Here is a 15,805-nt window from a genome sequence, read left to right as displayed (position 1 = left end):
TTTTCAGTCCCCGCTCTTAACTCCGCTCTGAAGATTTCACCTCCAAGTGAGGAATTTGAGAAATGAATGAACTGACCAAATTCACCAACCAACTGGCCAAGCCGGAAACCTTTGACCAGATCCAGATCGGCATCGCCTCGCCAGAGCGCATCCGTTCGTGGTCTTTCGGCGAGATCAAGAAGCCGGAAACGATCAACTACCGCACGTTCAAGCCTGAGCGTGACGGCCTTTTCTGCGCGCGCATCTTTGGTCCGGTGAAGGACTACGAATGCCTTTGCGGCAAGTACAAGCGCATGAAGTACAAAGGCGTCGTCTGCGAAAAGTGCGGCGTTGAAGTCACCGTCACCAAAGTCCGCCGTGAGCGCATGGGCCACATCGAGCTCGCCGCTCCAGTCGCGCACATCTGGTATCTGAAGTCGCTGCCTTCGCGCATTGGCCTGCTGCTCGATATTCAGTTGAAGCAGCTTGAGCGTATTCTCTACTTTGAGAGCTATGTTGTGATTGAGCCGGGCCTGACCCCGCTTGAGAAGTTCCAGCTGCTGACCGAAGACGAACTGCTCGAAGCGCAGGACGAATATGGCGAAGACGCCTTCTCCGCTGACATCGGAGCAGAAGCGGTCAAAGTCATGCTGATGGACCTCGATCTGGAGCAGGAGCGCGAAGACCTTCTCGAAGAGCTGGCGACCACCAAATCGACGCTCAAGCCCAAGAAGATCATCAAGCGCCTGAAGGTCGTCGAGAGCTTCATCGAATCCGGCAACCGCCCGGAATGGATGATCCTCGAAGTGATCCCGGTGATCCCGCCAGAGCTGCGCCCGCTGGTGCCGCTGGATGGCGGCCGCTTCGCGACGTCGGATCTCAACGATCTCTATCGCCGCGTCATCAACCGTAACAACCGTTTGAAGCGCCTGATTGAGCTGCGCGCGCCGGACATCATCGTCCGCAACGAAAAGCGTATGCTTCAAGAAGCTGTCGATGCGCTGTTCGACAACGGCCGCCGCGGCCGTGTCATCACCGGCGCGAACAAGCGTCCGCTGAAGTCGCTTTCCGACATGCTCAAGGGCAAGCAGGGCCGCTTCCGTCAAAACCTGCTCGGTAAACGCGTCGATTATTCCGGGCGCTCAGTCATCGTGACCGGTCCTGAGCTCAAGCTGCACCAGTGCGGCCTGCCGAAGAAGATGGCGCTCGAGCTGTTCAAGCCGTTCATCTACGCCCGCCTTGATGCCAAGGGTCTGTCGATGACCCTCAAGCAGGCGAAGAAGTGGGTCGAGAAGGAGCGCAAGGAAGTCTGGGACATCCTGGACGAAGTGATCCGGGAGCACCCGGTTCTTCTGAACCGCGCGCCAACGCTTCACCGTCTCGGCATTCAGGCTTTCGAGCCGGTCCTTATCGAAGGCAAGGCGATCCAGCTTCACCCGCTCGTCTGCTCGGCCTTCAACGCTGACTTTGACGGTGACCAGATGGCTGTGCACGTTCCGCTCAGCCTTGAAGCACAGCTCGAAGCGCGTGTGCTGATGATGTCGACCAACAACATCCTCTCACCCGCGAACGGTAAGCCGATCATCGTGCCTTCGCAGGATATGGTTCTGGGTCTCTATTACCTCTCCATGGAGCGGCAGGAAAAGACACCCGAATTCCTAGAAAACGAAGATGGCACCAAGGAAGAGAAACTGCCGCGCTTTGCCGATATGGCAGAGGTGCACCAGGCTCTCGAAACGAAAGCTGTCACGCTGCACACCAAGATCATCGCCCGTGTTCCGCAGGCCGATGAAGATGGCAATATCGTGATGAAGCGCTTTGTCACGACGCCTGGCCGCATGCTCATCGGTGAATGTCTGCCGAAGAACAGCAAGGTGCCTTACGACATCATCAACCGCCTTCTCACCAAGAAGGATATCGGTGACGTGATCGATGAGGTGTACCGTCACACCGGTCAGAAAGACACGGTGCTGTTTGCCGATGCCATCATGGTCCTCGGTTTCCGCCACGCGTTTAAGGCCGGGATCAGCTTCGGTAAGGATGACATGATCATTCCTGACGCCAAGGAAAAGTTGGTTGAAGACACCAAAGCGATGGTTGCTGACTATGAGCAGCAATATCAGGACGGTCTCATCACCCAGCAGGAAAAGTACAACAAGGTGATCGATGCTTGGTCGAAATGTGGTGACCTTGTCGCTGATGCGATGATGGAACGCATTAAGGCAACGCCGATCGACAAGGATGGCAAAGAAGCGCCGATCAACTCGATCTACATGATGAGCCACTCCGGTGCGCGTGGTTCGCCAGCGCAGATGAAGCAGCTCGCCGGTATGCGAGGCCTGATGGCCAAGCCTTCGGGCGAAATCATCGAGAACCCGATCATCTCGAACTTCAAGGAAGGTCTCAACGTCCTTGAATACTTCAACTCCACGCACGGCGCTCGTAAGGGCCTTGCCGATACAGCTCTGAAGACGGCAAACTCGGGTTACTTGACTCGCCGTCTGGTTGACGTGTCGCAAGACTGCGTGATTGTCGAAGAGGACTGCAAGACTGAAAACGCGCTTGAAATGCGTGCGATCGTCCAAGGTGGTTCAGTGATCGCTTCTTTGGGTGAGCGTATTCTCGGCCGCACGGTCGCAGAGGACATCGTCAACGCGTCCACCGATGAAGTGATTGTTCCCGCTGGCACCCTGGTAGATGAATCGATGGTGAAAGCGATCGAAGCAGCTGAAGTGCAATCCGCGAAGATTCGCTCACCGCTGGTGTGTGAAGCAGAGCAGGGCGTTTGCGCTACCTGTTACGGACGCGATCTTGCTCGCGGCACGCCTGTGAATATCGGTGAAGCTGTCGGCGTTATCGCCGCTCAGTCCATCGGCGAACCTGGCACGCAGCTGACGATGCGTACGTTCCACATTGGTGGTGCTGCGCAGCTCAACGAGACATCGCACCTCGAAGCCATCTCTGATGGTAAGGTCGAATTGCGCGACATGCCGACCATTACGGACAAGAAAGGACGTATCCTTTCGCTTGCCCGTAACGGTGAGATCGCGGTGATCGATGCAGAGGGCCGTGAGCGTGAAATGCACAAGGTGCCTTACGGTACCGTCCTGCACTTCAAGGATGGCGCCAAGGTGAAAGAAGGCGATCGTCTGGCTGAATGGGACCCGTTCACTCTGCCGATCATCACCGAGCAATCGGGTGTGGTGAAGTATCAGGATCTGGTCGAAGGCACGACGCTGGAAGAGCAGACTGATGACGCCACCGGTATTGCGCAGCGTGTCGTGACCGAAAACCGGGCAACTGGTCGCAAGAAGAAAGAGGAACTGCGTCCGCGAATGACTCTTCTCGGCGAAGGTCAGACCGATGCGGATGAAACTGAAGCGCAGCGCTATATGCTCGCTCCGGGTACGACGCTTTCGGTTGAAGATGGCCAAACAGTTGAAGCCGGCGACATCCTTGCCCGTGCATCGCGTGAAGCGGCAAAAACCCGCGACATCACCGGTGGTCTGCCGCGTGTTGCCGAACTGTTCGAAGCACGTATGCCTAAGGACGTTTCGGTAATCGCCAAGATCTCTGGCAAGATCGAATTCGTTCGCGAGTACAAGGCGAAGCGCAAGATTGCGATTGTTCCTGAAGAGGGTGACCGCGTCGAATACCTGATCCCGAAGACCAAGGTCATCGACGTTCAGGAAGGCGACTTCGTGAAGAAGGGCGATACTCTGATCTCTGGCTCGCCTAACCCGCATGACATTCTGGAGGTTCTGGGTGTCGAGGCACTTGCTGAGTATCTCGTCAACGAAATCCAGGAAGTCTACCGACTGCAGGGCGTGAAAATCAACGACAAGCACATCGAGGTGATCGTTCGCCAGATGTTGCAAAAGGTTGAAATCACAAAGGGTGGCGACACCACGCTGCTTCCGGGTGAACAGGTCGACCTTGCCGAAATGCTCGAAGTGAATGCCAAGCTTGGCAAGAACAAAGAGCCTGCCGAAGGTAATCCGATCCTGCTGGGCATCACCAAGGCATCGCTGCAGACTCGCAGCTTTATCTCGGCTGCCTCGTTCCAGGAAACAACCCGCGTGCTTACGCAAGCTTCGGTTGAAGGCAAGAAGGACACGCTGATCGGTCTCAAAGAGAACGTCATCGTGGGTCGCCTTATCCCAGCTGGTACGGGCGCTGGCATGAACCGTATGCGCGTGACGGCATCGAGCCGCGACGCAGCGCTGAAAGCTCAGTGGAAGAAGCAGCAGGAAGCGCTTGCTGCGGCGAATGCTCCCGAGCCCGAGCCAGAGGCCGATCCGGTTTCGAGCGAGGAAGCGATGAAAGCTGCCATGGGCGGCGGAGATACTGCCGCAGCCGAATAAGGTTGTGCTGACCAAATCAAATGACCCCGCTGCGGCAAAAAGCTGCGGCGGGGTTTTTTGTGTTCACTTTACAGTCGGGTGCGCGCGGATAGTCTGAAGGAGTAAATTCAACGCAGGGAGGGACTTATGAAGAGATTGATGATTGCAGCCGCAACTGTGTGTGCGGCGCTGCCGATGCAATTGGCGGCACAGGAAACCATCGTGGTGACAGGTTCACGACAGGATCGCTCTGCGGGCAACGCATACTTTTCTCCTAACAACGGCCCAGCTGCTATCGGTGTTACGCGCAAGGCAGACTATTTCGTGACACCGCTCTATGTAAGCTCGGATTCGCGCGATCGCGACACCCGGCTCGCCGAGCTCTATGCCATGTTTGAAGCGACGCTAGATCGTGCAGATGCGCAAGGTATCGCTATAGTTGCGGGACGATACAAGCTGCAGCCTGTTACTAAAGACAATATGCGTCAGTTGCCTGTCGTCGGCGGCAACAGGCCGGACACCAATCGTGTTCAGGTCTATGCCCGCATCCCATTGCGCGGCGATGATGCGAATGTGCGCAAAACCGCTGACCGGATCGAGGCATTCGTCAAAGACATAACCGCTACTGGACGATCGTTCATTGATGTCGGCACGACCGGCCTCGCCATCGACAATCCCGAGCAATATCGCCCCGATGTAGTGCGCCACGTCGCCAAGGAAGCGACAAGCTATGCATCGATGTTTGGCAATGATTACGGCGTGTCGATCGATGGGTTGGACGGCGAACTTTACTGGCAGCAATCGAGCGAAACGGAAGTTTTCATGTATATTGATCACAGCTTCACGGTTCGCCCGAAATAAGCCTCTGACGCCATAATAGCTATTGCGACGCATTCGCAGATAAGGCATGAAGCTCTCTATCCACTGGAGCAAGAGGTTCGACATCTATGCCAAAAATCCATGCGGCAAACGCGCAGTCTATCATTGCCGATCTGGCGCGGCCTCCGCGTCTTTCAAACTTGCATCCGATCGCCGCGCGCTTTGTCTACTCGCTTCGTTTGATCGCGGTACACGAACATGCGCGCCGGGATCCGGTGGCTGAATTGGCGGTTCGCCTGGGAAGCATGGATGTGGCCGCGAAATCGCTCAGCATGGCAAAAGTCATTGCGCGGGTATGGCCTGAGAATATTCAGGTTTCACGCTTCTGCTGCGGATTGATGAGCCACGATGAGGCGACAATCGGATATATGATCGAGGCAACCGCGCATAGAGATCGCGCAGCCTTCGATCGAGTGCTCGAAGGATTGATCAGGCCCGGCAGAGCTCAGGCATTGTGGGACGCTTCGATTGATCTTGTTGCCGCCGAATTCAGAGGCGCTTGAACCGCTTGCGGGGAGAGCCGCTGCGCAGTAACGCACCGGCCATGAGCACAACCCGTTTTGCCCCTTCGCCAACTGGCCGTCTGCATGTCGGCAATATTCGCACCGCGCTCCACAATTGGATGCTCGCGCAAAAGACCAACGGCGAATTCATCCTGCGCATCGATGATACCGATGCCGCGCGCTCAAAAGAAGAGTATGTCGACGCGATACAAGCCGACCTCGGCTGGCTCGGTATTGATTGGGATCGCGAAGAGCGCCAGTCGCAGCGATTGGCGAGGTATGAGGCTGCCTTTGCTGCGCTGCGCGATGCGGGGCGGATTTATCCCGCCTATGAAACCGCTCAGGAACTTGAGCTGAAGCGTAAGGTTTTGCTGGGGCGCGGCTTGCCGCCAATCTATGATCGCGCCGCACTCAATCTCACTGACGAACAGCGCGCAGCAAAAGAGGCCGAGGGCGTTGAACCGCATTGGCGCTTCAAGCTCGATCATTCAGAAGCAATCGAATGGGAAGATGGCGTGCGCGGCAAAGTGAAATTTGACCCTGCGCAATTGTCAGACCCGGTCATTCGGCGCGCCGATGGCTCCTGGCTCTACATGCTGCCCAGCACGGTTGATGATGTCGATATGGGGGTAACTCAGGTTCTGCGCGGCGAGGATCACGTGTCTAACACCGCTGTTCAAATCCAGATGTTCACCGCGATGGAGGCTGCCGTCCCTGCCTTTGCGCATGAGGCGCTATTGGTGGGTAAGGAAGGCAAGCTTTCCAAGCGCCTAGGCTCACTAGGGTGCGACGCTTTTCGTGAGAAGGGTATCGAACCAGAAGCCGTCATTGCGCTTCTCTGCCGGTTGGGAACCTCGTTGCCCGTTGAGCCTATCGCAGACCGATCAGCGCTGCTCGACACATTTGATTTGAGCACATTCGGCCGCGCTCCGGCAAAGTTTGACGATGCTGAACTTGAGCGGGTCAACACGGCAATTGTTCACGCGATGGAATATGACGCGGTAAGAGACCGCCTTCCCGACGGCATGGATGAAGCTGGCTGGTATGCCGTGCGCCCCAATGTTGCGACGATTAACGAAGTGGGTGAATGGTGGCGATTGGTCACAGGCCCGATTGATCAGCCCGAATTTTCCGAGGAAGATCGAGCTTATCTCGCCCAAGCGAGCGCCTCACTCGAATGGGGCAATGACCCGTGGGGGACGCTGACATCGACGCTCAAGGACGCTACAGGCAGAAAGGGCAAGCAATTATTCCTCCCCTTGCGCCAGGCGCTGACGGGCATGAACCACGGCCCTGACATGGGTGAACTGCTGCCACTGATCGGTGAGGAAGAAGCGCGGGCGAGGTTATCTCAAGCTAGCGCGAGCTGACGCTTAGTCTTTGTGCTTGTTCAATTCGTCACCTGAAAGAGTGACGACGTGCAAAAGATTGGTCGCACCCGGCGTCCCGAAGGGCACACCTGCCAGAACGATCTGCTTGGAACCCGCTTCGCCAAAGCGATGACGCAGCGCCATGCGCTTTCCTTTGGCAATCATCTCTTCAAAGCTTCCGATATCTTTTGTCGCCACCGCATGAGTGCCCCACAGCAAGGCAACCCGTCTTGCCGTGCGCATACTCGGCGTGAGGACGAGCACAGGGGTAGTGGGCCTTTCGCGCGCCACGCGTCGGGCGGTTGATCCGCTTGCAGTGAAGATTGTGATTGCGCTGATCGGCACCGTTTCGGAAATCGTCATACAGCTGTGCGCCAGCGCGTCGGATGTGGTTGCATCGGGCGGTGTATCGAGGAAGCGGATACGCTCTTTGTATCCCTCTTCACGTTCGACTTGAATTGCGATCTTATCCATCATTCTGACGGATTCTTCAGGCCAATCCCCAGCTGCGCTTTCTGCTGATAGCATCACCGCATCAGCGCCGTCATAAACCGCGTTGGCAACGTCCGATACCTCAGCGCGAGTGGGTATCGGGCTCTCAATCATGGATTCAAGCATCTGCGTTGCCACAATTACCGGCTTGCCCGCCCTACGGCTGGCATTGACGATACGCTTTTGCAGCGGAGGCACTTCGTGGGGTTCAAGCTCGACACCCAGATCGCCGCGAGCAACCATTATCGCATCGGAAAGCTCAATGATGGAATCGAGCCGCTTTACCGCTTGCGGCTTTTCAATCTTCGCGCACAGAGCGGGGCTGTGGGCGCCATGCTGGGCAATCAATTTGCGCGCTTCAGCAAGATCTTCAGGGCGCTGGACAAACGAAAGCGCGATCCAGTCGGCGCCATGCTCGACTGCGAAGGCCAGGTCTTTCCGGTCCTTTTCAGTCAAAGCCGGGATCGGCACTTCGGCATCGGGGACATTCACGCCTTTACGATCCGAGATAACTCCGCCCACTTCGGCTGAGCAGATTATCCGGTCGTCATCCGCCTCTTTGACAATCAACCTTATTTTGCCATCGTTGATCAGAAGGCGCTGGCCGCGCTCCATGATCCCGAATAATTCGGAATGAGGTAGGCAGACGCGCGTTTCATCACCGGGCGTATTATCGCGATCAAGCGTGAAGTGTCGCCCGTGCCGGATAACCGCTTTCCCGTCTTTGAAAGTACCGACGCGCAGTTTTGGCCCCTGCAAATCGGCAAGGATCGCGATGGGCCGCGCGAACTCTTTTTCCAGCGCGCGAATGGATTTGATCGAGGCTGTGTGATCTTCATGATCGCCATGGCTCATGTTCAAGCGGAAAGCGTCCGCGCCCGCCTTAAAGAGCCGGCGAAGCATTTCGGGTGAACGGCTGGCTGGGCCTATGGTCGCCAGGATCTTGACCTTGCGGCCGCGTGGATCGATCCTTGTATGATCTCTTTTCGTCATGACCCTTAACGATCTCTCTTGGGTGACCTAATTGACGGAGCTATGGCACACTAAAATTTCAACTCAAGGAAAAGCCCGATCATGACCGATGAAAACACGCCCGATCCGCTCGAGAGCCTCGATGATGAGGTTGCTGCGGCTGCGTTCCGCCGATTGGTCAAACACTTGCGCCATCGCCATGATGCGCAAAACATTGAGTTGATGGGGCTTGCCGGTTTCTGCCGCAATTGCCTCGCCGACTGGATCCGTGATGGAGGGTTCGAAGGCGACAAAGTCGAAGCGCGCGCGTTGATCCATGGCATGCCGCAAGACGAATGGAAGGCGACACGCCAGAAACCCGCCACCGAGGCGCAACTTGAAGCAATGAAGGCAAGTGTCGCCAAGAACGACCCGGAATTGCACTGAGGTTTTGCTTCAACCACAGCCTTATTCACAATTGCCCCTTCAAGAGTTCGGGAAGGGCGATTATCCGACCCGTCAACTGATTCCCTTTCATCGGAGATAGACCCCAATGGCTGAAGCCACGGACGACCGCCTGCGCCTGCTAGTTGAGCGTATCGAACGCCTCGAAGAAGAGAAGAAAGGCATCGCTGATGATATTCGCGATGTTTACGCCGAAGCCAAAGCGGTTGGTTACGACACCAAGATCATGCGCCAGATCATCAAGTTGCGCAAAATGAAGCCTGATGAACGCAGCGAGCAGGATATGGTGCTCGAAACCTACAAGGCAGCGCTTGGGATGGGTTAACTCTCGCCACTGTAGACATTGAAAATACGCCCTTGTGTCTTATGTAGATAATACAGTTTAGGGAGGTATTAAACTCATGTCAGAATGGAAAGACGCGCGCGGCGTCATCGTCACCACAACCCCTTCAATCGAGGGGCGCCCCATCCAAGATTACCACGGCATCGTAGTCGGCGAAGTGATCGTCGGCGCAAATCTGTTTCGTGACTTGTTTGCCAATATTCGGGACATCGTTGGTGGGCGATCTGGCTCGTACGAGCGCATTCTCAAAAAGGCCCGCGATGAGGCAATTGAAGAGCTACAAGCCGAGGCCGCCTCGCGCGGAGCAAACGCAGTGGTGGGCGTCGATCTTGACTATGAAGTGGTTGGCGAGACGGGGTCGATGTTGATGGTCAGCGCTAGCGGGACGGCCGTCCGGGTCTAAGCCTATCCCCAAATACTGACATCGGTCAGAAGGATGAGGTTGAACGCTGCGTGCTGTCCGATTGCAGCGCCGAGGCCCAGTCTCGTGCGTGTATACGCGAGTATCAGGCCGCCTAGCGTTTGCGATGCGACCAGCATGAGATCCACCGGGCTGCCAAAGGTTTCAAAGTTGGTGATGTGGATCATCCCAAAGGCAAGCGTGCTTCCCCATACAAGCTTTCCGTAATGCGCTTTGAACCAATCGGGCACCTGAGTTTCGGTTTTGCGAGTTGCCAGCCATTGCAACAAGCCAATCAACAGCAGGATCAAGGCCACACCGGTTGCGCTGCCAAGAATTGCCCACTCCAGAAGCTCAGCCAGTAGCACGAGCGCCACGGCGATCCATGCAATCGCTGCAAAGCGCAAAGCGGCCAAATTTCCCCTTAGCCAACCGCGGAAAAGCGATTCTTCAACTATCGGGGCAAGGATCACCATCCCAAAGAAATCGGATTGGAAAGAGTAATCTTCCTGGAGCGGATTGGGAAACTCGTATCCCGTTTCCGCGATGCCAGTTTCCAGATAGAATACGCCGAGAGAAAGCGTGCAGTCGAGCACGAACAAGGCGCCCAACATGACCACAAATGCCTCTCCCAGGGGGATGGGTTTGGCCGCCATTGTAGGACGCAGGGCAAATCGCCCCACATCGCGATACAGGCCAAAAACATGGCGGAATGTGAGGGCCGAGCTTGCTTGCGGCACTGCCATTGCTTAAGCGAAATCCATCCAATTCAAGCCTAACGCAAAAGAGTTCCTATGGCAGGCCATTCCAAATTTAAAAACATCATGCACCGCAAGGGCGCACAGGACAAGAAGCGCTCCAACCTGTTCTCGAAACTGAGCCGCGAAATCACCGTCGCGGCAAAAATGGGCGCACCCGATCCCGATATGAACCCGCGCCTGCGCTTGGCTGTGAACAACGCTAAGGCGCAGTCAATGCCCAAGGACAATATCCAGCGCGCAATTGACAAGGCGAGCGGCGGCGATGACGAGAATTATGAAGAGGTTCGCTACGAAGGGTATGGCCCGGGCGGGAGCGCCATCATCGTTGAAGCGCTGACAGACAACCGCAACCGCACTGCCACAGCAGTGCGCACAGCATTCAGCAAGAATGGCGGCAATCTGGGCACCGAGGGTTCGGTTGCGCATGGTTTCGAACGGCTTGGGTTCATCGAATACGGGCCAGAGGCAGGCGATGAGGAAAAGGTTCTCGAAGCTGCACTGGAAGCAGGCGCCGAAGATATTTCATCGTCCGAGGACGGTCATGAAATCTGGACAGCCGCGGAAGACTTGCACGAGGTTTCCTCAAGCCTTGAGAAGGCTTTGGGTGAGGCAAAAGAAGTGAAGCTTGCGTGGAAACCCAATCTTACCGTTGAGATGGACGAGAAAGGCGCGGGCACTCTTCTAAAGCTGATCGACGCACTCGATGACGACGACGATGTGCAGACTGTTTGGGGCAATTACGACATCCCGGATGCGGTCATGGAGAAGCTTGACGATTGACGCGCTCCGATGAGCTTAGCCGATGACTTGGCGCGAATGGCTGTTTGCGATTTTGCTGGGAACAGCATTTCTGCTCGCAGCTGCATGGCGTCTGGGTTGGACGATTGGGCTTTCCTAACACTCTCAAGCGGGGAAAGAGGCCGTGATAATTCTCGGTCTTGATCCCTCGCTTTCCTGCACGGGCTGGGGAGTGGTGCGTACCGAGGGTTCGCGCCTAACACATATTGCGAACGGGCAATTGCCGACATCCACCAAGGCTTCGATGGCGAAGCGGTTGGCGCAGCTTCAGTCAGGGATTGCTGCTGTCATAATCAAACACAAACCTGATCGGGTGGCATGTGAAGAGGTGTTCGCCAATAAAAACCCCCAATCGACCCTAAAGCTAGCCCAGGCTAGAGGCGCTGTTCTCGCTGCGTGCGGGGCGGCTGGGCTTTCGGTGAATGAGCACGCGGCTCGCAAAGTCAAACAGGCTGTGGTTGGAACGGGCGGCGCAGACAAGGCTCAAGTCGCCGCCATGGTCAAAATGCTGCTCCCCGGGGCAAGCCCTGCTGGAAACGATGCCGCCGATGCTCTTGCCGTCGCCATTGCCGATGCGCATCTATCGCGCGAATAGGAGAACCCATGACGATCCATTTCTACGGTATTCCAAACTGCGACACTGTGAAGAAGGCGCGCAAATGGCTTGAACGTGAGGGTCTTGATTACACCTTCCACGACTACAAGAAGGAAGGCGCCGATAAGGCCAAAATCGCCGGGTGGATTAAAAACAAGGGCGTCGACGTCATTCTCAACAAACGCGGCACGACCTTTCGCAAGTTGTCGGATGCTCAAAGATCGGATGCAGAAGACAGTAACAAGGCTGCCGCATTGCTTGTTCAGAACCCTTCAATGATCAAGCGGCCAGTGGTCGAAACGCCAAGTGGCATTCTTGTCGGTTTTAAGGAAGATGAATGGTCCGCACACTTTTCCTGAGCGCAATTGCCGCAGCGCTCGCAATTCCGGGGGTCGCCATGGCGCAATCTGATCCACTGATTATCGCCCATCGTGGTGCGTCCGGTGAAAGGCCAGAACACACTCTCGCTGCCTACGAACTCGCGATTGATAGAGGAGCTGATTACGTCGAGCCCGATCTGGTAGTGACGAAAGATCTGGTGCTAATTGCACGCCACGAAAACGAGCTTTCAGGCACCACTGACGTCGCGAGCCGGGAAGAGTTTGAATACCTGCGCCGCACCAAAAACATCGAGGGCCAGCAGGTCGCAGGCTGGTTCGCCGAGGATTTCACATTAGCTGAACTGCGCACTCTAAGGGCCCGAGAGCGGGTCGGAAACATCCGTCCGGCCAACACGGCGTATAACGGCCTCTATCAGGTGCCAACGTTCGAAGAGATCGTGAAGCTGGTGCGCGCAAAGGAAGCAGAAACGGGGCGCACCATCGGCATTTATCCTGAACTCAAGCATCCCACATGGATACTTGAGCAGGAGGGGATCGACATGATTGATCTTCTCGTCAGCGAGCTCAAAAAGCACGATCTCGCGGGCGCGGATGACCCGGTTTTTGTACAGGTGTTTGAAGTGGGTCCGTTGCAAAGGCTCGACAAACTGATCGATTCAAAGCTTATTCTGCTGATCAAGCCTGAGGGCGGACCTTATGATGAGCCTGATATGCGCTGGTCCGATATCCTTTCGCCAACAGGTCTTGCCGAAGTCGCGACGTATGCTGATGGTATTGGCCCATGGCTTGGCCACGTGATTGACCCTGAGAACATGAGTGCGACTTCTCTTGTAGCCGATGCGCATGCTGTTGGGCTGCAAGTTCATCCCTGGACGTTGCGCAAGGAAAACGGGTTTCTGCCAGCAGGCCTGCAAAATGAAGGCGGCCCGGCAGCCAACGGCCAATATGAGAAGCTATGGAAGGCCGCGATCGAAAGCGGTGTCGACGGTGTTTTCGTCGACAATGTGAAAGAGTTCGTCACCATGATGGGCGCGAATGGCGACTAGCTCAGCAATTCCAGCCGATGGCGCGGTCTCGATCCCAAGAGACAAGGCCATCATCGTTTTCGATGGGGTGTGCGTGCTGTGCTCTGCCAACGCGCAGTTCATATTGAAGAATGATACCAAAGGCACATTTCGTCTTGCAGCAATGCAAAACCCAGTGGGCGCTCAGATCATGCGAGAGGCAGGGTTCGATCCGAATGATCCCGAAAGCTTTGTGCTGGTCGATGCAGCGCAAGACGGCGGGCGCATCTGGAAAAACTCCGATGCTGTTTTGCATATGTGGTCACAATTGGGCTGGCCATGGAAGCTGAGCCGCGTTTTTCGCCTGATACCACGATTTGTGCGCGACCCCCTGTATCTGCTGATCGCTCGAAACCGGTACACATGGTTCGGCGTACGCGATACATGCTGGATGCCATCGCCCGATCAGGCGGACCGAATTCTTTAGCGCTTGTGCCGGGCTGACAGGATGTAATTGAGCTTTTCGTCATCTGACAGGTGCAAACCCTTCGATGGGCTAAAGGCTATTCCGCGCCTCCGTGTCACTTCGAGGCCAACACCGCTTAGCAAATCCTCTAGCTCTTCTGGCTGGACAAAATCGCGCCAGTGATGCGTTCCCTTGGGCACGTAGCCGATGGCTTCTGCAGCACCGACAAGTAGAACTCGGCTGGCTGTGGTGCGATTTGGGGTCGACATGACGAGCAGACCATCGGGCGATAGCCGCGCTGCAACGTCGGCAAGGAATTGCTCCTTGTCTGCAACATGCTCCACCACCTCGAGGCATGTGACGAGATCGAAGGTGCCAATATCGAGCGTCGCGACTTCTCCGGCCATATAGCGGATATCGAGGCCCGAAGCCTCAGCATGCGCGCTTGCAGCCGCGACATTGTCTGTTGCTGCATCTACCCCCGTCACCTCAGCGCCCAGTCGAGCCAGCGGCTCGCATACCAGCCCAGCACCGCACCCGATATCGAGCGCAGTCTTGCCCGCAAGCGGGTTTGCGGTGCGAGAGGCATCCTCCCAGTGCGCATCCACGGCATCACGAATGAAGGCGAGCCGAACCGGATTTACCTGATGAAGACTGGCCATCTTGCCCTTGGGATTCCACCAGTCGCGCGCAAGATCAGCAAAGAATGCTGCCTCTTCAGGACGGATGGTTACATTTGTTACGTTTGCCTTTGTCATCATGCGTCCCTAACAGCGCGCGAAACGTCTCGCCACCTCAACTCTCGGGAGCTTTGCGATAGTGACTGCCAGCACAGCCAAATCACGGCAGCGAATTGTTATGAAATTCGGCGGCACATCAATGGCCGGGACCGAACGCATACGGCGCGTCGCGGGCATTGTGCGGGCGCAGGCATCGCGCGGAGATGAGGTTGCGGTGGTAGTGAGCGCTATGGCTGGTGAAACCGACAGGCTTGTTGGCTTTTGCCGCGAAGCAAACGCCCTTCACGATCCAGCGGAGTACGACGTTGTCGTATCGAGCGGAGAGCAGGTGACGAGCGGCCTTCTCGCGCTCACGTTACAATCATTGGGATGCAAGGCGCGAAGCTGGCTCGGCTGGCAGGTCCCTGTGAAAACAATCGAAGCGCATTCGAAGGCGCGCATTGAAACGATCGATGCACCCGGCATGCTGGCTGGCATGGAAAGTGGCGAGATTGCCATAGTGCCTGGGTTTCAGGGCATCTCGCCAGAGGGCCGGGTCACGACGCTTGGCCGCGGCGGATCTGACACATCAGCCGTCGCAGTTGCTGCGGCAGTCGGTGCGGATCGCTGTGATATCTACACTGATGTTGATGGCGTCTACACGACCGATCCCCGTATCGTGGCGCGCGCGCGCAAGCTGAAAGCGGTGACGTACGAGGAGATGCTGGAGCTTGCCAGCGTTGGCGCGAAAGTGCTGCAGACCCGCTCTGTCGGTTTGGCAATGAAGTCGGGCGTGCGCATTCAGGTGCTCTCCAGCTTTATCGGAGAGGATGCGGCACCAGCAGACGAATTGCCGGGGACGCTCATCGTCTCCGAAGAAGAAATGAACGAATTGGTGGAGAAGGGCGAAATGGAACGCCAACTGGTCACAGGGATCGCGCACGACAAGAACGAGGCCAAAATCATCCTTACCCGCGTGCCTGATAAGCCGGGCGCTGTGGCGGACATTTTTACTCCGCTCGCGGATGCCAGCATAAATGTCGACATGATCATTCAGAACGTCGGACGCGATAAAGGCGAAACCGATGTTACCTTTACTGTGCCGCAATCTGATCTGGCCCGCGCGCAGGCGCTGCTTGAGGATCGCCGTTCGGAGATCGGCTTCAATCGCATCATTACCGACAGTCAGATCGCCAAGATAAGCGTTGTCGGCGTTGGCATGAAGAGCCATGCTGGTGTTGCAAGCACCATGTTTCGGTCGCTTTCCGATCGCGGAATCAACATTCAGGCGATCTCCACTTCAGAGATCAAGGTGAGCGTTATGATCGACGAGGATGAGACAGAATTGGCGGTCCGTGTGCTTCACACTGCTTACGGTTTGGATGCGGCTGACTAA

Annotated in this window: 16 protein-coding genes; 13 read left to right on the top strand and 3 right to left on the bottom strand. The window is 56.3% G+C overall.

The window, feature by feature from the left end:
• Positions 1-62 precede the first annotated feature (62 nt).
• From rpoC to gltX, 4 genes are all read left to right on the top strand, one after another.
• Positions 63-4,343: a DNA-directed RNA polymerase subunit beta' gene (rpoC, locus tag AUC45_RS07745; RefSeq protein ID WP_067600699.1), complete on the top strand. Its 4,281-nt coding sequence runs from the start codon at positions 63-65 to the stop codon at positions 4,341-4,343.
• 126 nt (positions 4,344-4,469) lie between these two features.
• Positions 4,470-5,183 (top strand): hypothetical protein, encoded by a 714-nt coding sequence (locus tag AUC45_RS07740; RefSeq protein ID WP_067600697.1) that lies wholly within the window; start codon positions 4,470-4,472, stop codon positions 5,181-5,183.
• Positions 5,184-5,269: 86 nt separating this feature from the next.
• Positions 5,270-5,704, top strand: coding sequence for a DNA-directed RNA polymerase subunit beta' (locus AUC45_RS07735; protein WP_067600693.1), 435 nt, complete (start codon positions 5,270-5,272; stop codon positions 5,702-5,704).
• Positions 5,705-5,745: 41 nt separating this feature from the next.
• Positions 5,746-7,074: a glutamate--tRNA ligase gene (gltX, locus tag AUC45_RS07730; RefSeq protein WP_067600689.1), complete on the top strand. Its 1,329-nt coding sequence runs from the start codon at positions 5,746-5,748 to the stop codon at positions 7,072-7,074.
• A gap of 3 nt (positions 7,075-7,077) precedes the next feature.
• On the opposite strand, the gene pyk is transcribed toward gltX, so the two are convergent.
• Positions 7,078-8,559, bottom strand: coding sequence for a pyruvate kinase (gene pyk, locus AUC45_RS07725; RefSeq protein WP_067600686.1), 1,482 nt, complete (start codon positions 8,557-8,559; stop codon positions 7,078-7,080).
• Positions 8,560-8,640: 81 nt separating this feature from the next.
• Here pyk and AUC45_RS07720 point away from each other — a divergent pair, with 81 nt between their 5' ends.
• The 3 genes from AUC45_RS07720 to AUC45_RS07710 all read left to right on the top strand — a co-directional run bounded on the left by AUC45_RS07720 (position 8,641) and on the right by AUC45_RS07710 (position 9,728).
• A complete protein-coding gene (locus AUC45_RS07720; protein WP_067600683.1) occupies positions 8,641-8,964 on the top strand; it encodes a DUF1244 domain-containing protein in 324 nt (107 codons plus the stop codon).
• Between the two features lie 106 nt (positions 8,965-9,070).
• Positions 9,071-9,307 carry a DUF2312 domain-containing protein gene (locus AUC45_RS07715; RefSeq protein ID WP_067600681.1) on the top strand — a complete coding sequence of 79 codons (237 nt, stop codon included), beginning with the start codon at positions 9,071-9,073 and terminating at the stop codon, positions 9,305-9,307.
• 76 nt (positions 9,308-9,383) lie between these two features.
• Positions 9,384-9,728: a heavy metal-binding domain-containing protein gene (locus tag AUC45_RS07710; RefSeq protein WP_067600670.1), complete on the top strand. Its 345-nt coding sequence runs from the start codon at positions 9,384-9,386 to the stop codon at positions 9,726-9,728.
• Positions 9,729-9,730: 2 nt separating this feature from the next.
• Here the strand turns inward: AUC45_RS07710 and AUC45_RS07705 are convergent, their stop codons facing one another.
• Complete coding sequence (locus tag AUC45_RS07705; RefSeq protein WP_067600667.1) at positions 9,731-10,471, bottom strand: type II CAAX prenyl endopeptidase Rce1 family protein; 741 nt, start codon at positions 10,469-10,471, stop codon at positions 9,731-9,733.
• A 48-nt stretch (positions 10,472-10,519) separates the two neighbouring features.
• Between AUC45_RS07705 and AUC45_RS07700 the strand changes: the two genes are divergently transcribed.
• The 5 genes from AUC45_RS07700 to AUC45_RS07680 all read left to right on the top strand — a co-directional run bounded on the left by AUC45_RS07700 (position 10,520) and on the right by AUC45_RS07680 (position 13,711).
• Entirely contained in the window at positions 10,520-11,266 is a 747-nt protein-coding gene (locus AUC45_RS07700; RefSeq protein WP_067600664.1) for a YebC/PmpR family DNA-binding transcriptional regulator, read from the top strand.
• 142 nt (positions 11,267-11,408) lie between these two features.
• Complete coding sequence (gene ruvC, locus AUC45_RS07695) at positions 11,409-11,879, top strand: crossover junction endodeoxyribonuclease RuvC (protein ID WP_067600660.1); 471 nt, start codon at positions 11,409-11,411, stop codon at positions 11,877-11,879.
• Positions 11,880-11,887: 8 nt separating this feature from the next.
• On the top strand, positions 11,888-12,238 hold the full coding sequence (locus AUC45_RS07690; protein ID WP_067600657.1) for an ArsC family reductase: 351 nt from the start codon (positions 11,888-11,890) through the stop codon (positions 12,236-12,238).
• A complete protein-coding gene (locus AUC45_RS07685) occupies positions 12,217-13,266 on the top strand; it encodes a glycerophosphodiester phosphodiesterase (protein ID WP_067600654.1) in 1,050 nt (349 codons plus the stop codon). Before AUC45_RS07690 ends, AUC45_RS07685 begins: the two co-directional genes overlap by 22 nt.
• On the top strand, positions 13,256-13,711 hold the full coding sequence (locus AUC45_RS07680; RefSeq protein ID WP_067600651.1) for a thiol-disulfide oxidoreductase DCC family protein: 456 nt from the start codon (positions 13,256-13,258) through the stop codon (positions 13,709-13,711). Before AUC45_RS07685 ends, AUC45_RS07680 begins: the two co-directional genes overlap by 11 nt.
• Here AUC45_RS07680 and ubiG read toward each other — a convergent pair.
• The gene (gene ubiG, locus AUC45_RS07675; protein ID WP_067603646.1) at positions 13,708-14,448 is read right to left on the bottom strand and encodes a bifunctional 2-polyprenyl-6-hydroxyphenol methylase/3-demethylubiquinol 3-O-methyltransferase UbiG; all 741 of its coding nucleotides are present in this window, start codon (positions 14,446-14,448) and stop codon (positions 13,708-13,710) included. The genes AUC45_RS07680 and ubiG overlap by 4 nt on opposite strands.
• 100 nt (positions 14,449-14,548) lie before the next feature.
• On the opposite strand from ubiG, the gene AUC45_RS07670 reads away from it, so the two are divergent.
• Entirely contained in the window at positions 14,549-15,805 is a 1,257-nt protein-coding gene (locus tag AUC45_RS07670) for an aspartate kinase (protein WP_067603644.1), read from the top strand.

Source organism: Erythrobacter sp. YT30 (assembly GCF_001542875.1).
Lineage (GTDB): Bacteria > Pseudomonadota > Alphaproteobacteria > Sphingomonadales > Sphingomonadaceae > Erythrobacter.
The sequence above is the reverse complement of the archived record's forward strand: the minus strand, read 5'-3'. Positions and strand labels throughout refer to the sequence as shown.

Coding starts and splice junctions, on each gene's coding strand:
- rpoC (WP_067600699.1), top strand. CDS start 63: ATGAATGAACTGACCAAATTCACCAACCAACTGGCCAAGCCGGAAACC.
- AUC45_RS07740 (WP_067600697.1), top strand. CDS start 4,470: ATGAAGAGATTGATGATTGCAGCCGCAACTGTGTGTGCGGCGCTGCCG.
- AUC45_RS07735 (WP_067600693.1), top strand. CDS start 5,270: ATGCCAAAAATCCATGCGGCAAACGCGCAGTCTATCATTGCCGATCTG.
- gltX (WP_067600689.1), top strand. CDS start 5,746: ATGAGCACAACCCGTTTTGCCCCTTCGCCAACTGGCCGTCTGCATGTC.
- pyk (WP_067600686.1), bottom strand. CDS start 8,559: ATGACGAAAAGAGATCATACAAGGATCGATCCACGCGGCCGCAAGGTC.
- AUC45_RS07720 (WP_067600683.1), top strand. CDS start 8,641: ATGACCGATGAAAACACGCCCGATCCGCTCGAGAGCCTCGATGATGAG.
- AUC45_RS07715 (WP_067600681.1), top strand. CDS start 9,071: ATGGCTGAAGCCACGGACGACCGCCTGCGCCTGCTAGTTGAGCGTATC.
- AUC45_RS07710 (WP_067600670.1), top strand. CDS start 9,384: ATGTCAGAATGGAAAGACGCGCGCGGCGTCATCGTCACCACAACCCCT.
- AUC45_RS07705 (WP_067600667.1), bottom strand. CDS start 10,471: ATGGCAGTGCCGCAAGCAAGCTCGGCCCTCACATTCCGCCATGTTTTT.
- AUC45_RS07700 (WP_067600664.1), top strand. CDS start 10,520: ATGGCAGGCCATTCCAAATTTAAAAACATCATGCACCGCAAGGGCGCA.
- AUC45_RS07690 (WP_067600657.1), top strand. CDS start 11,888: ATGACGATCCATTTCTACGGTATTCCAAACTGCGACACTGTGAAGAAG.
- AUC45_RS07685 (WP_067600654.1), top strand. CDS start 12,217: ATGGTCCGCACACTTTTCCTGAGCGCAATTGCCGCAGCGCTCGCAATT.
- AUC45_RS07680 (WP_067600651.1), top strand. CDS start 13,256: ATGGCGACTAGCTCAGCAATTCCAGCCGATGGCGCGGTCTCGATCCCA.
- ubiG (WP_067603646.1), bottom strand. CDS start 14,448: ATGACAAAGGCAAACGTAACAAATGTAACCATCCGTCCTGAAGAGGCA.
- AUC45_RS07670 (WP_067603644.1), top strand. CDS start 14,549: ATGAAATTCGGCGGCACATCAATGGCCGGGACCGAACGCATACGGCGC.